A 23,524-nucleotide genomic window follows, 5' to 3' on the forward strand; every position below is an offset into this window, starting at 1 on the left:
TTTGCGTTCCTTCACTGAACAAAAGGCAGGCAAGCTTCGCAACCTAATGCGACGCTTGCCTGCCTTTTTCATTATTTTATCCCCGAGAAGGTGATGCCTTGAATAAACGATTTTTGAACCAGGAAGTAAAGAATGATGATCGGGAAGGTGATCAGGACGGAGGCGGCCATTAGCATCTGCCACTCCGCTCCATGCTGCGTCTTAAAGGCCTGAAGCCCCAGCATGATCGTATATTTGCTCTCATCCGACAAATAAATTAACGGCCCCTGGTAATCCGTCCAGCTTCCCATGAATTGAAACAAAGCAATCGTTAGCAGAGCAGGCCTGCATAACGGAAGCATAATTCCCCAGTAAATGCGCAGCTCCGACGCCCCGTCGATCCGCGCCGCATCCTCCAATTCCTTCGGAAGCCCCATAAAGAACTGCCGCAGCAGGAAGATATAGAACGGAGCGCCGAAGAATGCAGGCAGCCACAGCGGGATGGACGTTCCTACCCAACCGAAATTTTTGAATAAAATAAAGATCGGAATCATCGTTACCTGATAAGGCACCATCATGACGACCAAGGTCAACGCGAAGAGCGGCTTCGCCCCTTTCCAGGGGATGCGGGCGATCCCGTAGGCAACCAGCGGACAGGCGAACAGGACGCCGAGCGTCGCAAGTCCGGAGATGGTCAGCGTGTTCCCCAAGTACTGGAAGAACGGCACATAGTTGACCGAATCGGGATAGTTGCTCCATACGAACATGCCTGGAATCCATTTGGGCGGCCACAGGAACAGTTCGTTATCCGGCTTCAATGAAGTAGAGACCATCCATACAAACGGCATCAAGAAGAACAACCCGACGATAATAAGAAAGGCATGCGTGCCTGCGTGCTGGATTCGCTTAATAGATGGTTGAGATTTCATCGTTGCCGCCTCCTAATCTTTCCCTTGATAATAGACCCAGCGTTTCTGAGAAATAAAGATCAACGCAGTCAGTATCACTACGATCAAGAAAAGAATCCACGCCATGGCGGACGCATAGCCCATCTTCAAATAGCCGAATCCGTTCGTATAGAGATACATGACATAGAACATCATCGAGTTGGCCGGCGTCCCTTGACCGTTCGATAAGGTATAGGGGAGTACGAAGTTTTGCAAGGCGCCGATCGTTCCCATAATGAGGTTGAAGAAGATGACCGGCGTCAGCAGCGGCAGCGTAATATGCTTCAAACGCTGAATCAGGCTCGCACCGTCAACCTCTGCCGCATCGTAATAATCCTGCGGAATGTCCTGCAAGCCCGCAAGATAAATAACAATCGACTGCCCGACTCCCCATAGACTCATCAGAATGAGCGACGGCTTCGACCAATATTCGCTTCCCAGCCATGCCGGGCCCGGAATCCCGATCTGCTCCAGCCAATGATTGACCAGCCCGAACTGCGGATTGAGCAGCCATAGCCAAATAATCGTCGTCGCGATGGGCGGCACCAGGCTCGGAACAAAAAACAACGTTCGATAAAAGCCTTGCCCGCGGATTTTCACATTCAGAATGAGAGCAAGCCCAATCCCGAAGATCATGCTGATCGGAACGAAGAACACCGTATAAAAAAGCGTATTATAAATGCTTATCCAGAAGACATTGTCCTTGAACAAGGTCTGATAGTTCTCCAAACCAACCCATTCCCCGGGGTTAAGGATGCTGTAAGAGGTAAAGCTGTAATAAATCGACATGATGAGCGGATAGGCATGGAATAACAATAACCCCAGTATCCAAGGCGCTGTAAAAATAAGGCCGTACAGGACCATTTTTCGCTCGAATCTCGTTTTCTTGGCTTTGATCAATCGCCTCTCCTCCTCCTCCTCCTTTCCGCCGGCTATTTCTTGACCTTGGCCAATTCGGCGTCCACGTTCTTCTTGACTTCATCCAGCAGCTGCTGCGCCTCGCCTTTGCCGTTTATGGCCAGATCCTGCACCCGCATCGTTTCATTCCATAAGAACGAGCCTACCGGCGTAACCGGTCTTGTAAAAGCATTCGGCATCATATCCAGAAAGATTTTGAGATTCGGGTTATCCGCCAACTTCAGCTCATCGTTCACCGAAGGCAGCACGGTGATGTCGTTGCCTGCCGTCGGACGTTTGCTCCACATCAGCGTGCCTTCCTTGTGGGCGACGAACTTCACGAATTCCCATGCCTCCTTCTCATGCTTGGCGCCCTTCGGAATCACGTACGACCAGCCGCCGGCCCAGGTAATCGACGGATAGCCGTCCGCCGCCGGCATCGGCGCCACGCCCCATTCGAATTCCGGCTTGTATTTGCTCAGATCGTTCAATACCCAGTTGCCGTCGAAGACAAAGGCGACTTTCCCCGTCCAGAAGGCGTTCATTCCCGTCTGGCCGACCGCGGTCGAGAAGCTGGTCAGATTCTCAATATTGTATTTCTTCGCGTAGCCGGCCATCCAATCCAAGGCCTTCACGTTCTGAGGATTATTCGGCGTCAGCTCGCCGTCCTGCTCCCAAGCGCCGCCCCAGTTCCATGCTTGCGTATAGAGGAAGCCCTGATTCATCCAGGGGATAAATCCGATCTCGTCATATTTGCCGTTCTTGCCTTCGACGAACAAGGCTTCCGCCATTTCATCCAATTCGGCCATCGTCTTCGGTGGGGCATTGGGGTCAAGACCCGCTTTTTCCATTAGCGTTTTATTGTAATACATTGCCCGGTTATCGGTGTTCCAAGGCAAGGCATAGACCTTATCCTCATACACGACTTCTTTCCATACGCTCTCATAGTAATCATCCGGCGAAACCTCGCTGCTTTCTACATAGGGAGTCAAGTCGGTCAGAGAGTCTTTGGCAGCCCAGGAGCCAATCAGGAAGCGGTCGAACAGCGCCACATCCGGCGGATTTCCCCCGGCAATCGCGGTCAGCAGCTTGTCTGACGATTGCGTCTGTCCCGACGATTCCACGAATGTCATCTTCACTTTAATGTTCGGGTGTTTCTTCTCGAACTCATCGACGACGTACTGTTTGAATTCCTTCTGATAATCCCCGCCCCAAGGAAACCAGAAGTCAATGGTCACCTGTTCGCCGGGAGCGGCGGCGTCCGGCCCCTCGTTATCTTCGCCCCCGGTTGCAGCTCCATTGCTGCTGCAGCCCGCCAGCACGAGAATAATCGCCAAGGCAATTCCAAGTAGAGCAGACGTCCGTTTCTTTTCCTTCCAACCGGTCAGGCGCGTGTTTCTTTCCATCGTTTAGCCTCCCTATTTATTAAATAAGTACGTATGCCGTTTTCTTGTGGTGACTAAATTGTATCCGCTTTCACGACTGCGGCATAAGGCGTATACTTTTGTTTTTGGTGTGTTATTTTGGTTCATTCCGGAGAGGCTCTCTTCTTAACGATACGGAAAAATCAAGGTGACCTTCGTGCCGCCTGCCAAGCGACTTTCCAGCTCCAAGCCGTACGGTTCGCCGTACGCAAGCTTGATCTGGCTATTAATATTTTTGAGCGCAAAATGCTCCTCCTGCGTAAAATCATTATCCTCCAGCGCCTCTTTGATCTGCTTCAGCTTCTCCGGCGTAATCCCGACGCCATCGTCCAGGACCTCAAAGTAAAGAAGCTCGTCCTTCCGGACCCAGCGGATATCGAGGCGGCCCTTACCCCTCTTGTTCTCGATCCCATGGTATATCGCATTCTCAACCAGCGGCTGATAGACAAATTTCAATACCTGCTTGTCCAGCAAATCGTTATCCACCTCCACATTCACTTCGAACTTGTCCTGGTAGCGCACCTTCTGAACCGATAGATAACTCTCTACCAGCGATACCGCCTCTCTTACCGAAACCATATCCCTTCCATCGCTTAAGCTGATCCGCAAATAATTAGACAGCCCGAATATCATCGTACTGATGTCATCCACCTTGTAAATGCGGGAAATCCAATGAATCGAATCTAGCGTGTTATAAATAAAATGGGCGTTGATTTGGGAAGCCAGCATTTTCAATTGATTTTCCTTTTTCAGCAGCCGCTGGATGTAGAGCTCGTTAATCAGGCTTTTGATCCGGGATACCATGAGATTGAAGCTGTCGAACAAAATGCCGAATTCATCCTTGCGATGATGACCGATCTGCGATTCGAAGTCCCCTTCCTTCGCTTTGCGCATCGATTGAAGCAGAATCTGCACGGGCTGATGCATCAGCCGGGAGATGATCCAGGACAGGAGCACCGCTACGAGCGTAAATCCGAGAGCCAGATAGAAGGTATATAGCCGGATTTCATTGGAATCCTTCACCAGCTCCCGTGCCGGAGCCATTCCGATCAGCTTCCAGCCGCTCGTCGCCATTCGATCATGCACAACGACCATTTTCTCGCCGTCTATGACCTGGTTTATGATCCCGCTTCTCTCCTCCTCTGCCGGTTCCAGATGAAAGGGATGCTCTGCGCTTTCGCCGTCAGCGTCCGCTACGACGTTGTTCGCCCGGTCCACAATGATCGCCTTGCCGCGCGCTTTAAAATCAATTTCGGATAAAATTTGCCGAATTTCGTTTGGGTTGATCTCGATCAGCAGGATGCCGATAATTTCGCCATTGCCCCAAATATCCTTCAATGCCCGGCCGTAACAGAACACCGGCTGATCCTCATCCGTAACATGCTTCTCCGGCATAAACGAAGGACGGATGCCGAACCAGACCATACGGCCGTCCGCTTCTTTTATCTGCTTATACCAATCCTGCTCCCGCTGGCTGCTAAGGGCGGGGGACATCATGGTGAACGTGGGATTGCTCGTCAAAGAATAGGTGTAAGAGGCCGTATTTTCCCCAAAAACAAATACATTCGCCGTATCGTTCTTCAAATTGGCAAAGCTGGATAAAAACTTGTTAATTTGATCGGTATTCTGTATGCGCTCGTAATTGTCCCCAAATCCCCCCAGAATTCCTCTCTGCAGCTCCCTGTAGCTGAACACGAAGTAAGACCGGTTCTCGTATTCCTCAAAAATCATTTCCAGCCGCTTATTCGCCTGCTGAACCGTTTGAAGGGCGACACCGCCCACATTCAGCTGAATAATTTCCTGCGCTTTGTGGTAAGACAGATAACCCATGACCATAATGGATATCGTCATGCTGACAAAATAAATAATGAACATTTTAAAGCCGACGAACCGCCGCTTCGATGTTATATTCATTCCGGTTCCCCCCCTCCCAGGTTGATTGCCGCTCCGTCAGATACCAAGATCACGGTATTGACCAGGCGTCATGCCTTCGATTTCTTTAAACGTTTTGGAGAAATGGCGGAAATCCGCATATCCGACCTGCCCGGCGATTTCATAGATTCGAAGCGTGGAGGTCTTCAGCAGCTGCTTCGCCTTGTTCATGCGCAGGCGGATCAAATATTTACTGTACGTCTCCCCCGCCTCCTCATGAAACACTTTGCTGAAATAGGAGGGATTCAAGTACAGATGCTCGGCTGCATCGTTCATCGTGATGCCTTTCATATAATGCTGGTGGGAAAACTGCATTCCCAGCTCAACAATTCTCTTGCGCTGACCGGATCCTCGCGATTCGGAAGCGCAGTGCAGGAGAACATCCCGCAATTCGTCGCCAAGCCGCTCTAAAGGTAAGTTCCTGCTTACGATTCTTTCGTTAAACCTGTCGATTCCCGGCGCTGTCCGGTACGGATGCGCCGCTTCCCACTTCTTCCCTATGCTCTGAAGCAGCAGCCGTAACCCGCGGATCGTATGGAGCGGCGGCATTTGGTCGCGCACGGATTGCAGATGCAAGGTCAATTGGCCGACCAATTCTTGAATCGCCCCGTCGTCCCCCAGCTTCATGGCGTGATGCAGCCTGGTTTCCCACGAGCCGTCTGGTCCGATATAGGCTTGGGACTTGTTGGTCTGCCTAGGAAGCTGCGCCGAATCGTAGACCTTCCCGAAGCCGTCATAGAAGGCATACGCACAGGCGCTCAGCGCATCGTCGAAGCATGGGGCCAGTCTGGAGATGGTCCCCAGCCCGCTGACGCCGATGCTTATGGTGAGGCCTAAATACTGCTGCGCCGCCTCGATCAATGCTGCGATTCCATTGGAGAAGACCTCCTTGTTTCCTTTACGGGAGCTGTCTTGCGAGAACAACACAACCAAATCCGTATCGGCGTGATTGTCGAGCGGACAGGCTGCGGCTTGTCCGTAGGCCGTGACGATTTCCTCGGCAATATTGCCGAGGGCAAGGCGAAGCCGCGAACGATCCTTGTCGCTTGATGCCTTAAGCCCCCAATGATGGATTTTAACCGTAAGAACGGTTAGCTGATGCGGGTTTAACGGCAGCTTCAATGCCTGCCATTTGGCTTCAAGCTCGCTTAGCGAATCCACGTGGCTGCCGAGCAGCAGCGTCTCCAGGAAGTGCTGCCGGGCAAGCGGCAGGCTCTCGCGGATACGGCCCGACATCTCCGACAGATGATGCCGGCGCTCATTCTCTTGATCCAGGTCGCTCACGCATCTCCGCACGACCTCCAGGAGCGCCGTCTCTTCGATCGGCTTCAATACGTAATCGTAGGCGCCGTATTTCAGCGCTTTCTGCGCATATTCAAAATCGCTGTAGCCGCTGATAATAATGACATAGGCTTTCTTCCGCTGCTTTCTCAGCGCTTCCATCAAATCCAAACCGTCCATCCTTGGCATCTTGATATCCGTAATAATAATGTCCGGCGAACCGGTTCGAATCCGCGCCAGCGCTTCTTCCCCATCCTCCGCTTCCCCAATCAGCTCAATGCCTTCCGCCTGCCAATCAATCGTTGACGTAAGGCCCTGGCGAACCCATCTCTCGTCGTCCACGACAAGCAGCTTATACATGCCATCACTCCTTCTGTCTAATTGGAATATTCCGCCTCAACACTTAACTATATTTCGTTTCCGCACTTGGTTATCCTGTTCAATGAACAAACGAAAGCCGCCCTGAGCATGACACTCGGAGCGGCTTTCTATTAAAATCTTTCTTGCTATTCTATGAATTTGACCTCCATGATGAACAAGATTATCCGGACTTCTCGAGCTTTGACCGCCGCCTACACGGTTTTCGGTTTCGCCAAGAGAGTTTTCGGAATCATTAAGATTCATCCCTTCTGCGAAATTTGCTCAAGTATATGCAGTGGTCGAGTATATATTTCAATGACGCTTTTCCCTGCCCCTTCAATGCGGGATGCTTGAAGATCGATCTTCCGGGTTTGGCATTGGCCTCGAACATCCAGACCCCGCCATCCCGGTCGATGCCGATATCAAGACCGAGCTCGCCAAGCGCATGTGTATAATTGCGTTCGATGGCTTTCGCTAACTTGATGGCGACCGATTTGGCTTCTTTAAGCACGTCATCCGATTTATCGCCGAAAGTCCGGCTAAGCGCCCGCTCCGGCGTCATCAGCGATCCGCCGTTCTTGATATGCGTCGTAACGCTCCCTCTGCCGGCTTTTTTGGCGCCAATTCCGGCAACGACCCATTGATTTTGTCCGTTCTTATGCATATGAAAACGGAAGTCGATCGGGCAATTGTCGATTTCGGCCAGTCGGATTCCTTGTTGCACGACGTAACTGCTTAAATTTCCGCGATGGCGGGCTCGCAGCATCTTCATGAGGCTATTGAAATTGCTGAACCTGAGCAGAATGTTTCCGCCGCTGCGGCGATAGCGGATAAAGTAACCTTTACGAGGAGTGTAGGTGAGCCGATAAATCCCGTTGCCAAGGCTGCCGGCGCTCGGTTTATAATATAGAAATTGATGCTTCTCCAGAAGCTCTTTCATTTTCTCAGAAGTCGGGTTATTGATGGATTCGGGCAAATGCCGAAGAGCTTCCGGGTCATTGTCCAACATGGTGTAAACGTCCGACTTATTAAAGAAGCCCCAGTTAAAGAACGGGATTCTCTTCTTGATAAACCGCTCCCGCAGAGTCGTAATGGCAGAGCCGACTTCGGCCCGGCGGCTTGGAAGCCGGTTGTATACGACGTCCGGCAGCGGAACGACACGCCTCGTCCAGCCTCCGCCGCCATTAAGGAACCAACCGTGAATCGTTTCCTGCCGCCAGTTGATATCACGAGGCGTGAAGGCAAAGAAGTAGGCTTTCTTCCGACCGAGATGAAGAAGCTGCCTTACGAATTCAGTCCGTTCTCCGAAAGGAGACGAGATGCGTGTGCCGCCGTCGGTCAATACTCCGATTAAAGGTCCGAGCTTAATTTCCTTATCCTCGTCATTGGCTATATACACGTGTCCGGATTTGGGGATCCGGACAGAACGCCTAAGCCCTGCCGACATATAGACATGATGACCTTTGCGTTTGATGGTCCGCACCGTGGCGGGTACGATGTCTTTGCCGAGCTTGACGTTAACCGATTTACGTCCGCCCAGCTTGAGCAGCTTCGCAAGTGAGCTGGAAAACCATACGATACGTTCCGGCTGCTTTGTGAAATGGACGTTACAGATGGTCAAACTCATGAATTACCCTCCTAGACCGATTTCGGCGAATCGTCCCAATGTTTCTTCCAGCCGAGCGACGATCAGGAAGGATACTTCATTGATTTCCTGAAGCAGCTCGTTTCCAAGTTGATCACGAATAGGAGAGCCCCGTGTTCGCAATTCGAACGGTTCACCCTTGCGTCCCCTTAAATCCAGCATAGTTGTATGGAGTATACCTAACCCTGCTGCTGTAGAATGGTTGCTTCTGTTCTTTAGAATCCGGATATATAACAGGCATATTGGATCATCTTCCTCACCGAGGGACGGATTTTTCCTTCTTTGAGCGGCGTATTATCGTTCTTGGACGGTTTGGAATTAACCTCGAGCAGCCAAATACGGCCCGAAGTGTCAAGGGCTAAATCGATTCCAAGCTCCCCGAAATGTGCAGGGATTTGGGTGTCAACGCCACGGGCAATGTCCAGAGCCGCCCTCTGCAGGCGCGAGGAAGCATCCCCCCGGAATTTGGCGGGAAGATTGGATCTGGCGACGGATTCCCTGACCGTTGAAAGCGTTCCTCCTCTGGCGAGATTGGACACAAAATGACGTGGTCCCGCCGTTCGGCTTACGATCGAGGTAACTGCCCATTTCCCACTTGCATTTTTTTGCGTTAATGCGCGGAAATCTACTGGACGACCGCCGATTTCAATCAGGTTAAGGCCTTGCTGGATGAGATAACGCACTCGTTTCATTTTGCCGGAAATCGTAGAGAACAACTTCGCAAGGCTGCTGAAAGACTGTTTTTTGGTCCCATTGACGGTGGCGTAAGAAGCCTGCCAGTTTTCCGAGCCGATACGAGATACACGAATGATTCCTTTGCCCAAGCTGCCTCTTCCCGGCTTCAGAAATACGGCGCTGTATCTGGAGCACATGCTTTTTAGCATCGTATAGTTCTGGAGAGAGTGGGATTCGGGTAAATACTTTCGTAAGGAAGCGTCTTTCTTGAGGGCATTAAACACTTCGGATTTCTCAAGAAACTTCTCATTAAACACATGAGCGCCAAAGCGATGTTTGATTTCTCTCATGAACTGCTGTACGGCGGGGCGATTTTCAAGCGTCCGGGAAGTTAAGCGATTGTTCATTACATCGGGTGCGGGAATCATCAGTCTTTGCCATTCTTTGGCGTACACCCAACCTTCCACAGAAGACAGACTTGACCCGATCCCGTTTGGAGTGAAAAAATACACATAGGCTCCTTGGCTTCGGCAAGATTCGGTCAATTCACGGCAGAACATCGTAATGTTTCCGAACGGTTTATCTGATTGTTCTGGATTATCTCGGCTAATAAGTACGCCTATTAGCGGACCTAGCGATAGCGTTCTGGTCGTTGCTTTGTACTTCATGCGAAGTGAAGTTCCGGAAAAGATGCCCATTCTGCGAGCGAGTGTCTGGCTGATCCGCAGTCCTTCATAACGGGGCACAGGGACGACGGTGACGGAGTGGCGGAACGAACCAAATTTTAAGGCAAGTTGCTGCTGGGCAGGTATTTTCCACTGCTTTACCAGGGATTCCCCCAGCATAAGGACATCATCGGACAAATTGCCCGAACTGATGACCTGGACGTCAATTTTCATTTTCGGGGTGGACATGTTTCTTGCTCCTTCCACCTTTGCGTATGTCGTGGCGAGGCTCATAGGCTTCCTTCCCGGGGGCTAGCGAGAATACACCATCATATGAGGACATCTATCTGTCGGTGATGGCCTTTAATGGATTTGGGCTTTAGTGTAGAGCAGTATTTCTTCTCGAGACCAAAACTCTTGTCGGAGCTCAACCCAAATTCGTTACCATCGGACATCGTTTAAGCCGGGACTGCCGTTTTCTTGAGCAGATTATCGGCAAGCAAAAAGCCGCCCGACCTCTAGTCTCGCCTTCGGCAAGACTCGAAGCAGGAAGCGTTTAAATTACTATTATACCTTGGGTGCGACAGCTTCAATAAACTTACGGAACCGTTACCGGGCGTTTCGTCTGCTTCTAAACGCTAGGCTCTTCATCAAGTTCTCTCTACTTTTTAGCGTTTTTTATTAGATACATGGCGTACTGTATCGGTCTTTGAACCGTTTTTCTGTACAGCTGCATTTTTCCCATTTTCTTGAAAACATCACGACCCGGTTTCGGGTTTACTTCGATTAACCAAATTCGTCCTTTCACATCCACGCCGACATCCAAACCCAGCTCCATCATCCGGCCAAAGTGTTTTTCGACAGTGGTTACGACCGCGTGAGCCAGACGGTGACTCTCCTCTATAATAGCGTTTCCTTTCGTTTCACCGAACCGCTTGAAGAGAACGGATTCCGCGGTTACCGCCTTGCCCCCGCCGTGAAGGTTGGAAGTCGGACTATTTTTACCGCCGACCCGAATCCCCTGACCGGTGACTTCCCATATCCCATGTTCGTTCTTCTGAATAAGCAGTCTCATGTCTACCACCCGGTTAGGCAGCAGCTCCAAATCCAATCCATGTTGAATCATGAAGATACCGTTTCGTATTTTCTCTTTCTCCACCCAACGGCTAATATATTGATATAAGGAGTTAAATGTTTTGAAATGCTCATGCCTTTTCTGCTGCCTGTTGGTACGTCCGAGCAGTTCGTAGCCATCGGATTTGGTTGTAAGCTTCAGAACGCTCCGTCCGCCCGTGCCGTTGCCGGGTTTAATGTACAGCATAGAATAATCTTCAATCATTTTGGATAAATTCTGGCGGGAATAACTTCTGGTTTCCGGAATCCACTGCTTCAGCGATTCTTCCTTGGCAAAAAGCTGGGTCATGGTCCACTTATTCGTAATCTTGCTATTCGCGAATAAAAAGTTGTGGCGCTTCCGAAATCCGCGGGCTTCCGGCGCCGGCCTTCGGCATCGATCGATCACCGCTTCCGGCCGGGGATAGATCGCGCTCTTCCAACCGCTCCCGTCTGCCGAGGGAGTGAATCCTTTGACCGAATTTCTATTTATTACGTCACGGTGCGCAAAAATAAATACCGTTGCACCCAGTTTCTGACCTTCGCGGACAAGAGCTTTAAAGTATTGGTTTTCGTGAAACTTCATGCCAACCCGGTAAGCTAAAATTCCAATGATTGGTTTTTTCATTCACTTTTACTCCTTATCTCTTTTTGGTGGAGATTTAATCGGTAATGCATCTTATGATTAGAAACGATAAATGTGCTAATGGATCCATTGAAATCGTCTACAGCAAAATGCACGCATAAAAAAAAGCCGAACATCCCTTAGGGAAGTTCGGCTCCGTTTGAATATCTATCCATCTACTTAATGACACGAGCAGAAGCGACGTAATGATTTTTCCACCACGAAGAATTCAGATCGCTAATCGTCACATCGGACTTCGGATTCAAGGCATGAATGATCTTATTATTGCCCATGTAAATGGCAACGTGGCCAATTTCGTTCACACCGGATAATTTAGCCGTTTTGGATGTGGAAAGAAAAACAAGGTCGCCTTTTCTGAGTTGACTCTTTGAAATCGGCGTACCCATCTTGTACTGAATACGAGCACCCCAACGAAGGGAAATTCCTTGTTTCGCAAACAGATATTTCGTAAACGAAGAGCAATCGAACTCCAAGTTTCTCGGATCGTTCTCGCCATACTTGTATTCAACTTTCCCTATTAAACGCTTGGCATCCGCGATAATCCGATCCGCTTTTTTCTCCCAGCCCGCATTGCTAGTGTTATCGGCAGGAGTCGTGCCGGATGGTACGTTATCTACATATTTCGTTGAAATATATCCGGTTTGGCCATCGTACCTCACTTTAATGTAGTACTTATTCGTGTTTTCCAAAACCTCAAGTTTCGTTCCTTTAGGTACGTCTCCGTAAATATCGCCTTGTCCTGAATAAGGCAGTTCCTTTAAGTAAGGATATCCGGTAGTCACTACCGAACTGGCGGATGCTAGTCCAGAGAACAACATGACTCCAACGCAAGTGCAGACGGCGGATTTAAACATGGTTTTCATTTTCAAATCAGTTCCTCCTCAGATGATCATATTTCCGATTTTTGGTCGGATGGGCTCATCGCTTCGTCTGCTTTATACTAAAATACCTTCCAGCATAATAATAGTAGTAATATTTAACAACATAAAAAAAACCGCGTGGTTATGCGGTTTTTTTGGCATCCGATTCTATGAAAGGAATGAAGAATTGGAATCTCCTTCCTAGCAGCCCGTGATTTGCATTAAAATTTTCTAATGGGAATCTGGAAATTATTCGGCTTTCATTAAAAATATTTAACATAAGTTGCACCCGTGATGGATACCTTTTTTCATGAGCTTTGTTTTCAAAACACCATTTGTCGTGAAATATAAAATCATATTAATGAACTTCTCTAAGGAAAAATCACTATAGCCGGCCAAATCCGTTGTTTCATGCGTTTTATAAATGGACTCAATAATTTGTTCATCTTAGTTCCCTACTATATAAGTTGAACAAATGATTCACACCAGCAGTTATCACTGCGAGAGCAAAATCATTCTTACGATCGCTGTTGCAGCCAAATGGTTTGAATAGGCAAGTCCCTGTTAAGGTAACTGTTTGGTCTGCAAAAAGCGAGCACTTCGTTTCTCCGGTTTGAAACAGCTATAAACGGAAAAAGGCAGGTAAGGTTCGCAACCCTTTGCGAACGCTCCCCTGCCTTAGAGTATTCCGCAGCTCTGGCGGTGTCAGACCCTCTCGAGAGGGCGAAACGGTTCCGCCGGCAGAATGACGCGGACGGGGTCCCCGGTTCGGACTTCTCCCCCGGTTAACACGATACCCATGACGCCAGCCTTTCGGACGAGGTTTCCGTTTTCATCGCGATCCACAACCTCGCGCAATAGCCCTGACTGGAAATGATCGATTTGCGTGCAAGGATTGCGGAGTCCCGTCATTTCAACGACTGCCGTCTCACCGATATACAGCTTTGTTCCTGTCGGCAGCCCGAGCAAATCGATCCCGCGGGTTGTAATGTTCTCGCCTAACTGCCCGGGCTCGACGTGAAAACCTGCATCCCGCAGTTCGTCGAACAGCTCCGAGTGAATGAAGTGAACCTGGCGGAGATTCGGCTGATTCGGATTTTGTGCCACGCGGGAGCGATGCTTTACGGTCTTTCCCATATGCGCATCGCCTTCCACTCCCAGACCGGCGAGGAGCCTAATCGCCTCGAAAGTCTGTTTACTAAAGGTATGAGCTGCATTTCGGCTAACCGAAAGAACCTCTCCGATTTGGGACTCAAGGTTGTTGATCATTCAACTCATCCTCTCCGAATTGAAAACTCATTGCAATCAAATCATTTCATCAGTCAAGGCAGCTCCATCCACGATTCCAGAAGCGCATCAAGCCTGGATTGCCCTTCTTCCCGCTCACGCCACCTTGCTTCTAGCAAGGCAGCGTCGCCGATACGATCGAGGCGGTGCAGTTCTCCATCGGCACGAGCCAGCTCCGCTTCAAGTACGGCTATCTCATGCTCCAGCTGCTCCCGCCTCCGCTCGTTTTGGCGTGCCTGGCCGGTGCCGCTGCTTTGGGCCGCTTTCGCTTCCGGCTGACGCCGGTCGGACACCGGCGACGGATCTTCTCCGCGCTTCTCCTTAAAATGATCATAATTGCCGAGATACGCGGCAATCCTGCCTTCCTTCAGCTCCCATACGCGCTTCGCCAGGCGGTTAATAAAATACCGGTCATGGGAAATCGCCAGTATCGTTCCCGGAAAATCCTCCAGCGCCTCCTCCAGCGCTTCGCGTGAAGCCATATCGAGATGATTCGTCGGCTCATCCAGCAGAAGCAGATTCGGCTTGCGCCTCACGAGCAAGGCCAGCCGCAGACGCGACCATTCGCCGCCGGAGAGCATGTGCAGCGGCTTGAAAACGTCGGCGCCGTAGAACAAATATTTGGCTAGTAAGCTCCGCGCCTCGCCTTCCTCCAAGCCTCCCTCGGTGCGGAAATAATCCAGCACCGTCAGCTTATGATCGCTCACCGGCTCCTGCTGAGCCAAATAACCGATTTCCACGCGCGCGCCCCGCTCCAATTTACCTTCATCGGGCTCGATTACGCCCAGAAGCAGCTTGAAGAGCGTCGTTTTCCCCGATCCGTTATCCCCGAGCAGCACGACCTTCTCGCCATACAGCAGATTTCCCTCTGCTCCGTTTAAAATCGCGCGTCCCCCGTATTGCTTCTTCACGCCTTCGAAGGCGATGACCTTGCGGCCCGAACGATCAAGAGGCGACAGCTCGAATTCCGCCGTTCTCCGCTCCAGGACGGGACGTTTCACCGCCTCCATCCTCTCCAATGCTTTTCGAATCGAGGCTGCCCGTTTGAAAAACTTCTCGTTCCCTCCGATGCGCCCCCATTCCTCCAGCTGGCGAATCGTTTCTTTCATTTTTTTTATCGCCTTCTGCTGCTCCTGGTACTGGGCGAACTGCTGCAAAAGCCGCTCTTCCTTCTCCTTCATATATCCGCTGTAGTTGGTGTGATACGTATAAGCCTCACCGTCCTCCAGCTCGATCATTTTCACGGCTGCGGCATCGAGAAAATAACGGTCATGCGACACGATCACGCATGCGCCTTCATAACGCTGAAGAAACTGCTCCAGCCACTCTATGCCTTTGAGATCCAGGTGATTCGTCGGCTCATCCAGCAGCAGCAAAGCCGGACGGGCAACCAACTGGGACGCCAGCGCAATACGCGTCTTCTCTCCGCCGGACAAGCTGCCGAAATTCCGCTCATCGTGGCGCCGGTCAATTTGCAAGCCGCTCGCCACTTGGGCAATCGCCGTATCCATCTCATAGCCGCCGCCTCGTTCAAACCGTTCTTGCGCAAGGGCATACGTTCCCAGCAGCCGCTCCATCCGTTCAGGATCGGCGGCCGCTTCAGGGCTGGACATCCGCTGCTCGATGTCCGACATTTCCCGCTTGATGACCATCAGTTCCCGATAACCGTAGGCGAGCACCTCATGTACGGTAAGCTCCTCGAACTCTGCGGGAATTTGCGGCAAATAGCCGATTGTCAAATCCTTCTTGACGGTCAGCATCCCCTCGTCGATCTGCTCATGGCCTGAAATTAACCGGAGCAGCGTCGATTTTCCGCTGCCGTTGCGGCCGATCAGGCCAACCTTTTCACTCTCTTGCAGCTGAAGCGTAACCCCGTCCAAAACAAGGTTCGCCGCGTGGTATTTTTTGATCTGCTGCACGTTGACTATTATCATATTAAGAGCCTCCTGTTGGATGAAGACCCTACTTGATTGCACAAAAAGAGCCGCGGCAACAAGCCCGCGACCCTCAGGATGATAAAGCGATCCGTTGTGGTTAAGGTAGGCGTCTTCTCGCGAATGGTTCAAACGTATTCTCGTTATTGGACAGACTGATCCCGTTCGCGGAAAATGCATGAACAATGCCAGCCATAGCAATCGGCAGCCGGCTAATACGGTTGTTGACCATTTCGTGATTCACCTACCTCACCCCCCTTCACATTCGTATTTCTACATTAACATAAACCAGGGTATCCTGGCAATACGATAAGCGGCGTAGCGCAATAGACACCGGGTCTACGTTCTTTTGTATACTCTCTCCGGCCTTCCGACGGTGCCGTAGGAGATGTCAGCGACCAATTCGCCCTTGGCCACGAAATACTCCAGATACCGCCGGGCGGTCGTGCGGCTGAAGCCGGCCATCCTCCCAAGCTCCTCCGCAGTCAGCACTTCCGGTCCGCCAAGGATGAAGGCGAGGATTTTCTCGCTCGTGATCTTATCGATGCCTTTCGGGAGATAGGCATCCCTGTCCGCCCGATCGCCCGTTCCCCATAACAATTGATCGATTCCCTCTTGATCCACCTGCTTATTCGATCCGCCGAGCAGCGTCATTTGCTGATGGTACTTTTGATAAGATTTCAGCTTCTCCTGAAAGCGTTCGAATACGACCGGTTTGATCATAAAATCATATACGCCGCCGCGGATGGCTTCCCGCACCGTATCGAATTCCTTGGCCGCCGTAATGACGATGACATCCGTGAACGGGTTGTTTCTCTGAATATAATGCAGAAGATCAAGGCCGTTCATATCGGGAAAATATAAATCGAGCAGCACGAGATCCGGGGCCAGAATGTCCAAATGCTCGTGCGCTTGCTGCTCGTCCGTGGCAATGCCAACCACTTCGAATCCCTCCAGCTTCTCCACAAACCGGCGGTTAATCTGCGCAATTCGAAGATCGTCCTCCACAATGACCACCCGGATCATAGCTCTCTCCCCTTTTCTTTAGGAATCTTAACGGTAACAACCGTCCCTCCCGCCGAACGGGAATCGAAGCGGATCGTTCCCCTTAACTGCTGAACGGCCTGATTCACGATCGCAAGGCCGAACCCCCGATTGCCCTCCCCCTTCGTGGAGAAGCCAACCTCAAACAAGCGATCAACCGCTTCTTCCGCGATGCCGATTCCGGTGTCTTCGATTTCGATGCGCAAGTCATCGCCCGCATCAGACAAGAAAGCCTTTACCGTTCTAGGGCCATGGTCCGCGGCAAGCACGGCCTCCAGCGCATTATCCATTAAGTTGCCGATAATGGTTACGAGATGATTCCGGCTGATATCGCCCGGAATGTCTTTGAACGTGCTTTTCTTATCGATTTCCAAGCTTACCTTAAGCTCGTTCGCGCGGTTGAACTTCCCGATTAATATCCCCCCAAGCATCGGATCCGGAATCTCCCGCAGCAGGAAATGAATCAGGCTTTGATGCACGTCCGTTTCGTGCGTAATGAGATCCATCGCTTCCTGATACGATTCCAGCTGAATGAGCCCGTAGATCGTATACAGCTTATTGGAATATTCATGCGTCTGCGAACGCAGCGCTTCGGTATAGCGTTTCACTTGCGTAAGCTCCTCCGTTAACCGAAGCAGCTCGGATTTGTTGCGGAAGCTGGACACGGCCCCGACCACCTGGTGCTGATGATCGAATATCGGCAGACGATTGACCACAACCAAACTTTCGTTAATGACCAACTCCTGATCGAACTGGGCGTCTCCGGATTTGATCACCTCGAGCAGCCGGGATTCCGGTATGACGTCCCTTATATGCTTTCCGGTAATCTCTTCTCTCTCAATTGGATCGATTAGTCTGATAGCCGTTTGATTGGCGAGCGTAATGATTCCTTCCGTATTAATAGCGATAATCCCTTCGTGGATCGTTTCCAGAATAGCTCTTTTCTCCTGGTACAACAAGCCGATTTCCTTAGGCTCGAGGCCGTGAATGGACCGTTTCACCCCGTTCGCGATCGCGATCGCCCCGCCGCAGCCGATCATGAGCGCAATGCCCGCAAAAAAAATCATCGCGTTTCGGTAAGTCGCAGCCGATTCCTGAATGTCTTTCAATAAAATGCCTACCGACACAATGCCGATGATTTGATTATGTTCGTCGTAGATGGGCGTCTTCCCCCGCAGGGAAGGCCCCATGGAGCCGACCGCTTCCGATATGATCGATTCGCCGCCCAGTACGGGCCCGTTATCCCCGCCGACCATTTCTTTCCCGATTCGATCCGGCAAGGGATGGGCATAGCGGATGCCTTCCCGGTTGCCGATGACAATGAACTCGGCATCCGTCTCCAATCGGATCTTTTCTACGATCGGCTGAATGACGGCTGCCGGATTCTCCTCGTCGAAGGCATCCTTTATTACGTCCATCAGCGCTACCGTCTTCGCTATTTTAAGGGCGGAGGCGCCCACATTCTTCTGCAGCGTAGTGACCAGCATTCTCTCGAAACTAAACGTTAACGCGATAATGACAACGAATAAGAGCGTCCCGATCAACAAAATAAGCCTCGTCTGTAATCGCATTCAATTCCCTCCTTGCGGACGGCTGTCCGACTGTCGGCATTGCCTCTATTGTATGCTACATGTTTCCCCGAACATAGCCCCTTGAGCCGATTCCGCCGTAAATTTTATGAACAAAATGCGCAAAATGATTATTTTTCAACTTATGTCGTTATTCTGTTCAACCCCTATAAGCCATGTTAGTGTAAGGGATATATTTCGAGTAAGCGCTTTCAGTATGATTGTATACGCTTACTTGATTGATCCAAAGGGGGAATTATGGAATGAAACCTAAAATGAATCATTGGAAAACGATAGCAGCGGCAGCTTTGGTTTCGGTTAGTCTTACGGCATGCGGTACGGCAACGAACGGCGGGAGCTCGAAAGCGGCCGAATATCCAGAGAAGCCGTTCATCATTACGGCCCCGTCGGGAGCCGGCGGCGGTTGGGATAAGACGGCAAGATCCTTGGCCAAGGTGCTCGGAGAAACCAAGCTGGTCGATCAGACGATGACCGTCGAGAATAAACCCGGCGGCGGCGGCACCGTATTTATGGCGGAATACGTGACGAAGGACAAGGATGATCCTTACAAGCTGTTTGTCAGCTCGCCGCCTATTCTTATCAACAACCTCAAGAAAGAAGGAAACAGCCCGTATGGGTACAAGGACGTTACCCCTCTTGCCCAATTAACGAAGGATTACGGCGCAATCGCGGTTTCAGCCGATTCCAAATACAACGATCTTCAAGCCTTAATCGACGATATCAAGGCGGATGCTTCTAAAGTCACGCTTGCGGGCGGTTCCGCTCCCGGTTCCATGGATCATTTGATCAGCGTGCTGCCGGCCTTCAAGCTCGGCGTCGATCCCAAAGCGGTCAAATACTTGTCCTATGACGGCGGAGGCGAAGCCATTGCCGCTCTGCTCGGCAATAACGCGGATGCGATCGGAACCGACATCTCTTCCCTCGGCAGTTATTTGAAGGCAGGTAAAATCAAAATTCTCGCGGTAACTTCGAATGAACGTCTCGGCGGCGACTTCAAGGATGTGCCTACTTTAAAAGAGCAGGGCATCGATGCGGAATTTACGATCTGGCGCGGCGTATTGGGGCCGAAAGGCATGACTGCGGACCAAATCGCGTTTTGGGACAAAACGTTAAAGGCGCTGTCCGAGAACGAAGCGTGGACGAAAGAATTGCAAGCGAATGATTGGGCGAGCGAATACCGGAATTCCACCGATTTCGCAGCCTTCCTCGGCGAGCAGGAAGCCGTCGTGCAAGAGATGTTAACGGCGCTCGGCATGCAGAAGTAAACGTAAGACCCAGGGAGGGAGCACAAGTCTCTCTTCCTTTCTTTATTCTTTCATTGGAGGTGCATAGCATTGAACAACACATTCGACCGATACGCCAGCCTTGTCTTTTTGCTGCTTGGCATCGGATTCATGTGGCAGAGCACGACAATCAGTTCCTCGGCTTACGGCAGCACCGTAGGCCCCAATATTGCCCCTTTCGGTCTCGGGGCGCTGCTCATTATTTTAAGCCTGCGTTTGTTCTATGAAGCCTTGAAAGCGAGAGGCCAAAGCGGCAAGGCGGATAAGCTCGATTACAAAAGATTTCTCATCATCTTCGCCGCAGCGTTTCTCTATGCGTTCTTCCTGGAAACGATCGGTTATATCATCGGGACCTTCCTCTTCCTCCTCGTCGGCTTTCAAGTATTGGAGAGAGGAAAATGGCTGAAGTCGATCGTAATCTCCGCGTTGTTCGCGGCAGGCGTTTACGTCATCTTCGTCGTCCTGTTGGAAGGCTCGATGCCGGGCTTCCCGTCCTGGCTATCGTGATTAGAAGGAGGTACATGAATGGACACCTTGCAATTTCTCGCAGACGGTTTTGCAACCGCCTTCCAATGGCATAATCTGCTGTTCGCCTTCATCGGCGTGTTAATCGGCACCGCCGTAGGCGTGCTGCCCGGCATTGGCCCCATGAGCGGCGTCGCGCTGCTTATCCCGATAACGGCTTCCATGACCGGCGGATTGCCGCCGGAAGCGGCGGCCACAAGCTCCATTATTCTGCTGGCCGGCGTGTATTACGGAGCCATGTACGGCGGGTCCACGACATCCATCCTGCTCAATACGCCGGGAGAATCCTCTTCCGTCGTAACCACCTTGGACGGCTATCAGATGGCCAAGCAAGGAAGAGCCGGGGCTGCTTTATCGATATCCGCGATCGGCTCTTTTGCCGCAGGATTATTTGCCGTCATCGCGCTCATCGCATTAGCCGAGCCGTTATCGGAAGTCGCGATTAAATTCGGGCCCGCGGACTACTTTTCCTTGATGCTGCTTGGACTATGCGCCGTCAGCGGCTTGGCCGGAAAATCCATCACGAAGGCGCTTATTATGACGGTGCTCGGCTTGCTTCTGGCTACCATCGGCATGGATACGGTGTCGGGCGTCGCGCGGTTTACGTTCGGCGTCCCGCTGCTCTATTCCGGACTCGAGTTTTTGACCGTTGCGGTCGGCCTGTTTGCATTGGGCGAAGTATTCAAAACGATATTGGAGAAGGATTACTCCGCCGGCAAAACCGCGAAGATCGAACGCATCCTTCCGACCAAACAAGATTTAAAGGATAGCGCGGGGCCGATTGCCCGCGGCTCGGTCTTAGGCTTTTTCGTCGGCATTCTGCCCGGCGCAGGCGCTACACTGGCTTCCTTCTTCAGTTATATTTTGGAGAAAAAAATGAGCAAAAATCCCGAAACGTTCGGCAAAGGAAATATCGCCGGCGTAGCCGCGCCCGAATCCGCGAACAATGCGGCATCCGGCGGAGCCATGATCCCGCTGCTTACGCTCGGCATTCCGGGATCGGGCACAACGGCGATCTTAATGGGCGCTTTAATCATGTATAACATCCAGCCGGGTCCATTGTTATTCGAGGAGCATCCTCAGGTGGCCTGGGGGCTGATTGCCAGCATGCTGATCGGAAATCTCATGTTGCTTATTCTCAATATGCCGCTGGTGAAGGTGTTTGCCAAGATCATTCAAACGCCGCCGAAATACTTGATCCCGATCATTATCGCGATTTCGATCTTTGGCGTATACGCCGTTCAGGTGCAAATATTTGATTTAATGCTGCTGCTTGCCTGCGGGGTTATCGGGTTCCTGCTTGCGCGGAACGATTACCCGCTGGCTCCCCTCGTGCTTGGCTTGGTGCTGGGGCCGATGATCGAAAACAACATGCGCAGAGCGTTAACGACATCCAACGGCGATTTTATGATTTTCCTGCAAAAGCCGCTGTCGCTTGTATTCTTGATCATCGCCGCAATCTGGATTATTGTTCCTTTCCTGTTGAAGAAGAGAGGGAAAGAGGTTGTCGTCAACGAGGAAGGTTAAGGAAGGGCCCTAATTAACGATCAGACGGAGGCAGCCATGGATAATAATAAACTAGGCGGAAAAAGCGTTATTCTCAGACTTGAAATGAATACGAACGAAGTGCATTTCGGCCAGGTCGCATCCTCCATCTTCGAGGCCGGAGGCGATATCGTCGCTATCGACGTCATTCAGACGAGCCAGGACAAGACGGTGCGGGATATTACGATTACCGTGACCGATACGGTCGACATCGGCATTATTACGGAAGCGGTTAAGAGCCTGAACGGCGTCCGGCTGGTCAATATTTCGGACAGAACGTTCCTGCTGCATCTCGGCGGGAAAATCGAAACGAAGCTGAAAGCGCCGATTCAGAACCGCGACGATCTCTCGCGCGTCTATACGCCCGATGTCGCACGCGTGTGCATGGCCATTCACGAAGAGCCGAGAAAAGCATTTACGTTAACGATCAAGAGAAACACCGTTGCCGTCATATCGGACGGAAGCGCCGTCTTGGGGCTTGGCAATATAGGTCCATACGCGGCGATGCCCGTCATGGAAGGCAAATCGATGCTGTTCAAGCAGCTGGCGGACGTCGACTCCTTCCCGATCTGCTTGAACACGCAGGACACGGAGCTCATCATTGCCGCGATCAAAGCGATCGCCCCCGGCTTCGGCGGGATCAATCTGGAGGATATTTCTTCTCCAAGATGCTTTGAAATCGAGCAAAGGCTGCGCGAGGAATTGGATATTCCCGTATTCCACGATGACCAGCACGGCACGGCGGTCGTCTTGTATGCGGCTTTAATCAACGCTTTGAAAATCGTCAACAAACCGATTCATGAGATCAAAGTGGTTGTTTGCGGGATAGGAGCGGCGGGCGTTGCCTGCAGTAAAATTCTTTTGTCCGCGGGGGTGACCAACCTGATCGGCGTGGATCGGCATGGCGCGCTTGCTGCCGGAACCGCTTATGACAATGCCATGTGGCGGTGGTATGCGGAGCATACCAATCCGAACCGCGAGCAGGGATCTTTGCGTGACGTGATTCGAGGGGCCGATGTATTCATCGGACTATCCGCGGGGGGACTGCTGCGCCGGGAAGACGTCATGACCATGGCGGACAACCCGATCGTATTTGCAATGGCCAACCCCACGCCGGAGATCAGGCCCGAGGAAGCGGAGGATATCGTCGGCGTCATGGCTACCGGCCGTTCGGATTATCCGAACCAAATTAACAATGTCTTATGTTTTCCCGGCATATTCCGCGCCGCATTGGATTGCAGGGCTTCGACCATTAACGAGGAAATGAAGCTTGCGGCCGCAGAGGCCATTGCCTCCGCCATCTCCGATGAAGAGAGAAGCCGGCATTATATAATTCCGAGCGTATTCAACCAAACCGTCGTGAAAGCCATTCGCGATCTCGTCATCAAAGCCGCCATAAGGACGGGCGTTGCCCGCCGGATACCTCGGGAGTACAGATGACGCGAATCCACTAATAATGAACGGGGGGTTGTCCGATGAAAGCGGAAATTCGAAGCATCGTCGACATTAACCAAACGGCGGCCGATTTCAAATCAAGCATCGTCCTGCGCGTCAGCGACACGAAGTTCGTCGACGTCAAGAGCATCCTGGGCCTAAGTATTTCCCTCTACAAAAACCTTGCGTATAAGCTTGAAATTCACGGTCCCGACGAGGAGGAAGCCAAGTCCGCCATGATCGGGGTTTTCAACAAATATCATATTCATGTCGAGGTCAACCGTTAGTCGTCAGGAGGTGAGCGAATTCCAGCTCGCCTCTTTCTTTTTTCTTTATAGACTTCTTCTCCGCCGTTATACAGCAGCCGGGAAACGCAGAATAATAGCCAAGCTGTCCGAATAAATTCAAGTTAGATTGAATCCAAAGTCTGACATCTTTGTTTACTTAGGGGGAACCCAG

At 51.3% G+C, this 23,524-nt stretch carries 19 protein-coding genes; 5 read left to right on the top strand and 14 right to left on the bottom strand.

Features of this window, described 5'->3' with window-relative positions:
• Positions 1–71: 71 nt before the first annotated feature.
• The 14 genes from H581_RS0124200 to H581_RS0124265 form a co-directional block, all read right to left on the bottom strand.
• Entirely contained in the window at positions 72–908 is an 837-nt protein-coding gene (locus H581_RS0124200) for a carbohydrate ABC transporter permease (protein WP_036720020.1), read from the bottom strand.
• Positions 909–920: 12 nt separating this feature from the next.
• Positions 921–1,826 carry an ABC transporter permease subunit gene (locus H581_RS35250; protein WP_036720022.1) on the bottom strand — a complete coding sequence of 302 codons (906 nt, stop codon included), beginning with the start codon at positions 1,824–1,826 and terminating at the stop codon, positions 921–923.
• A 32-nt stretch (positions 1,827–1,858) separates the two neighbouring features.
• Positions 1,859–3,229 (bottom strand): ABC transporter substrate-binding protein, encoded by a 1,371-nt coding sequence (locus H581_RS0124210; RefSeq protein WP_051251333.1) that lies wholly within the window; start codon positions 3,227–3,229, stop codon positions 1,859–1,861.
• 144 nt (positions 3,230–3,373) lie between these two features.
• Positions 3,374–5,161, bottom strand: coding sequence for a cache domain-containing sensor histidine kinase (locus H581_RS0124215; RefSeq protein WP_028612256.1), 1,788 nt, complete (start codon positions 5,159–5,161; stop codon positions 3,374–3,376).
• Between the two features lie 36 nt (positions 5,162–5,197).
• A complete protein-coding gene (locus H581_RS0124220; protein ID WP_028612257.1) occupies positions 5,198–6,820 on the bottom strand; it encodes a response regulator in 1,623 nt (540 codons plus the stop codon).
• A gap of 253 nt (positions 6,821–7,073) precedes the next feature.
• Complete coding sequence (locus H581_RS0124225; protein WP_028612258.1) at positions 7,074–8,447, bottom strand: YheC/YheD family protein; 1,374 nt, start codon at positions 8,445–8,447, stop codon at positions 7,074–7,076.
• A 233-nt stretch (positions 8,448–8,680) separates the two neighbouring features.
• Positions 8,681–10,054: a YheC/YheD family endospore coat-associated protein gene (locus H581_RS0124230; protein ID WP_028612259.1), complete on the bottom strand. Its 1,374-nt coding sequence runs from the start codon at positions 10,052–10,054 to the stop codon at positions 8,681–8,683.
• A gap of 412 nt (positions 10,055–10,466) precedes the next feature.
• Positions 10,467–11,546: a YheC/YheD family endospore coat-associated protein gene (locus H581_RS0124235; protein WP_028612260.1), complete on the bottom strand. Its 1,080-nt coding sequence runs from the start codon at positions 11,544–11,546 to the stop codon at positions 10,467–10,469.
• A 173-nt stretch (positions 11,547–11,719) separates the two neighbouring features.
• Entirely contained in the window at positions 11,720–12,427 is a 708-nt protein-coding gene (locus tag H581_RS35255) for a C40 family peptidase (RefSeq protein WP_084134814.1), read from the bottom strand.
• A 702-nt stretch (positions 12,428–13,129) separates the two neighbouring features.
• Positions 13,130–13,693 (bottom strand): MOSC domain-containing protein, encoded by a 564-nt coding sequence (locus H581_RS0124245; RefSeq protein WP_028612261.1) that lies wholly within the window; start codon positions 13,691–13,693, stop codon positions 13,130–13,132.
• Positions 13,694–13,746: 53 nt separating this feature from the next.
• Entirely contained in the window at positions 13,747–15,645 is a 1,899-nt protein-coding gene (gene abc-f / locus H581_RS0124250; protein ID WP_028612262.1) for a ribosomal protection-like ABC-F family protein, read from the bottom strand.
• Between the two features lie 100 nt (positions 15,646–15,745).
• Positions 15,746–15,889 carry a hypothetical protein gene (locus H581_RS38485; RefSeq protein ID WP_169507543.1) on the bottom strand — a complete coding sequence of 48 codons (144 nt, stop codon included), beginning with the start codon at positions 15,887–15,889 and terminating at the stop codon, positions 15,746–15,748.
• 95 nt (positions 15,890–15,984) lie between these two features.
• Positions 15,985–16,671, bottom strand: a complete 687-nt coding sequence (locus H581_RS0124260; RefSeq protein WP_028612263.1) for a response regulator — start codon at positions 16,669–16,671, stop codon at positions 15,985–15,987.
• Entirely contained in the window at positions 16,668–18,260 is a 1,593-nt protein-coding gene (locus H581_RS0124265; RefSeq protein ID WP_028612264.1) for an ATP-binding protein, read from the bottom strand. The genes H581_RS0124260 and H581_RS0124265 overlap by 4 nt, the downstream gene beginning before the upstream one ends.
• Before the next feature lie 260 nt (positions 18,261–18,520).
• Between H581_RS0124265 and H581_RS0124270 the strand changes: the two genes are divergently transcribed.
• The 5 genes from H581_RS0124270 (at position 18,521) to H581_RS0124290 (ending at position 23,352) form a co-directional block, all read left to right on the top strand.
• Positions 18,521–19,543 carry a Bug family tripartite tricarboxylate transporter substrate binding protein gene (locus H581_RS0124270; protein WP_028612265.1) on the top strand — a complete coding sequence of 341 codons (1,023 nt, stop codon included), beginning with the start codon at positions 18,521–18,523 and terminating at the stop codon, positions 19,541–19,543.
• Between the two features lie 69 nt (positions 19,544–19,612).
• Positions 19,613–20,068 (top strand): tripartite tricarboxylate transporter TctB family protein, encoded by a 456-nt coding sequence (locus tag H581_RS0124275; protein WP_028612266.1) that lies wholly within the window; start codon positions 19,613–19,615, stop codon positions 20,066–20,068.
• A gap of 18 nt (positions 20,069–20,086) precedes the next feature.
• Positions 20,087–21,613: a tripartite tricarboxylate transporter permease gene (locus H581_RS0124280; RefSeq protein WP_028612267.1), complete on the top strand. Its 1,527-nt coding sequence runs from the start codon at positions 20,087–20,089 to the stop codon at positions 21,611–21,613.
• A gap of 36 nt (positions 21,614–21,649) precedes the next feature.
• Positions 21,650–23,071 carry an NAD-dependent malic enzyme gene (locus H581_RS0124285; protein ID WP_028612268.1) on the top strand — a complete coding sequence of 474 codons (1,422 nt, stop codon included), beginning with the start codon at positions 21,650–21,652 and terminating at the stop codon, positions 23,069–23,071.
• 35 nt (positions 23,072–23,106) lie between these two features.
• Positions 23,107–23,352, top strand: a complete 246-nt coding sequence (locus tag H581_RS0124290; RefSeq protein WP_028612269.1) for an HPr family phosphocarrier protein — start codon at positions 23,107–23,109, stop codon at positions 23,350–23,352.
• Positions 23,353–23,524 lie beyond the last annotated feature (172 nt).

The organism is Paenibacillus harenae DSM 16969 (assembly GCF_000422465.1).
GTDB lineage: Bacteria > Bacillota > Bacilli > Paenibacillales > Paenibacillaceae > Pristimantibacillus > Pristimantibacillus harenae.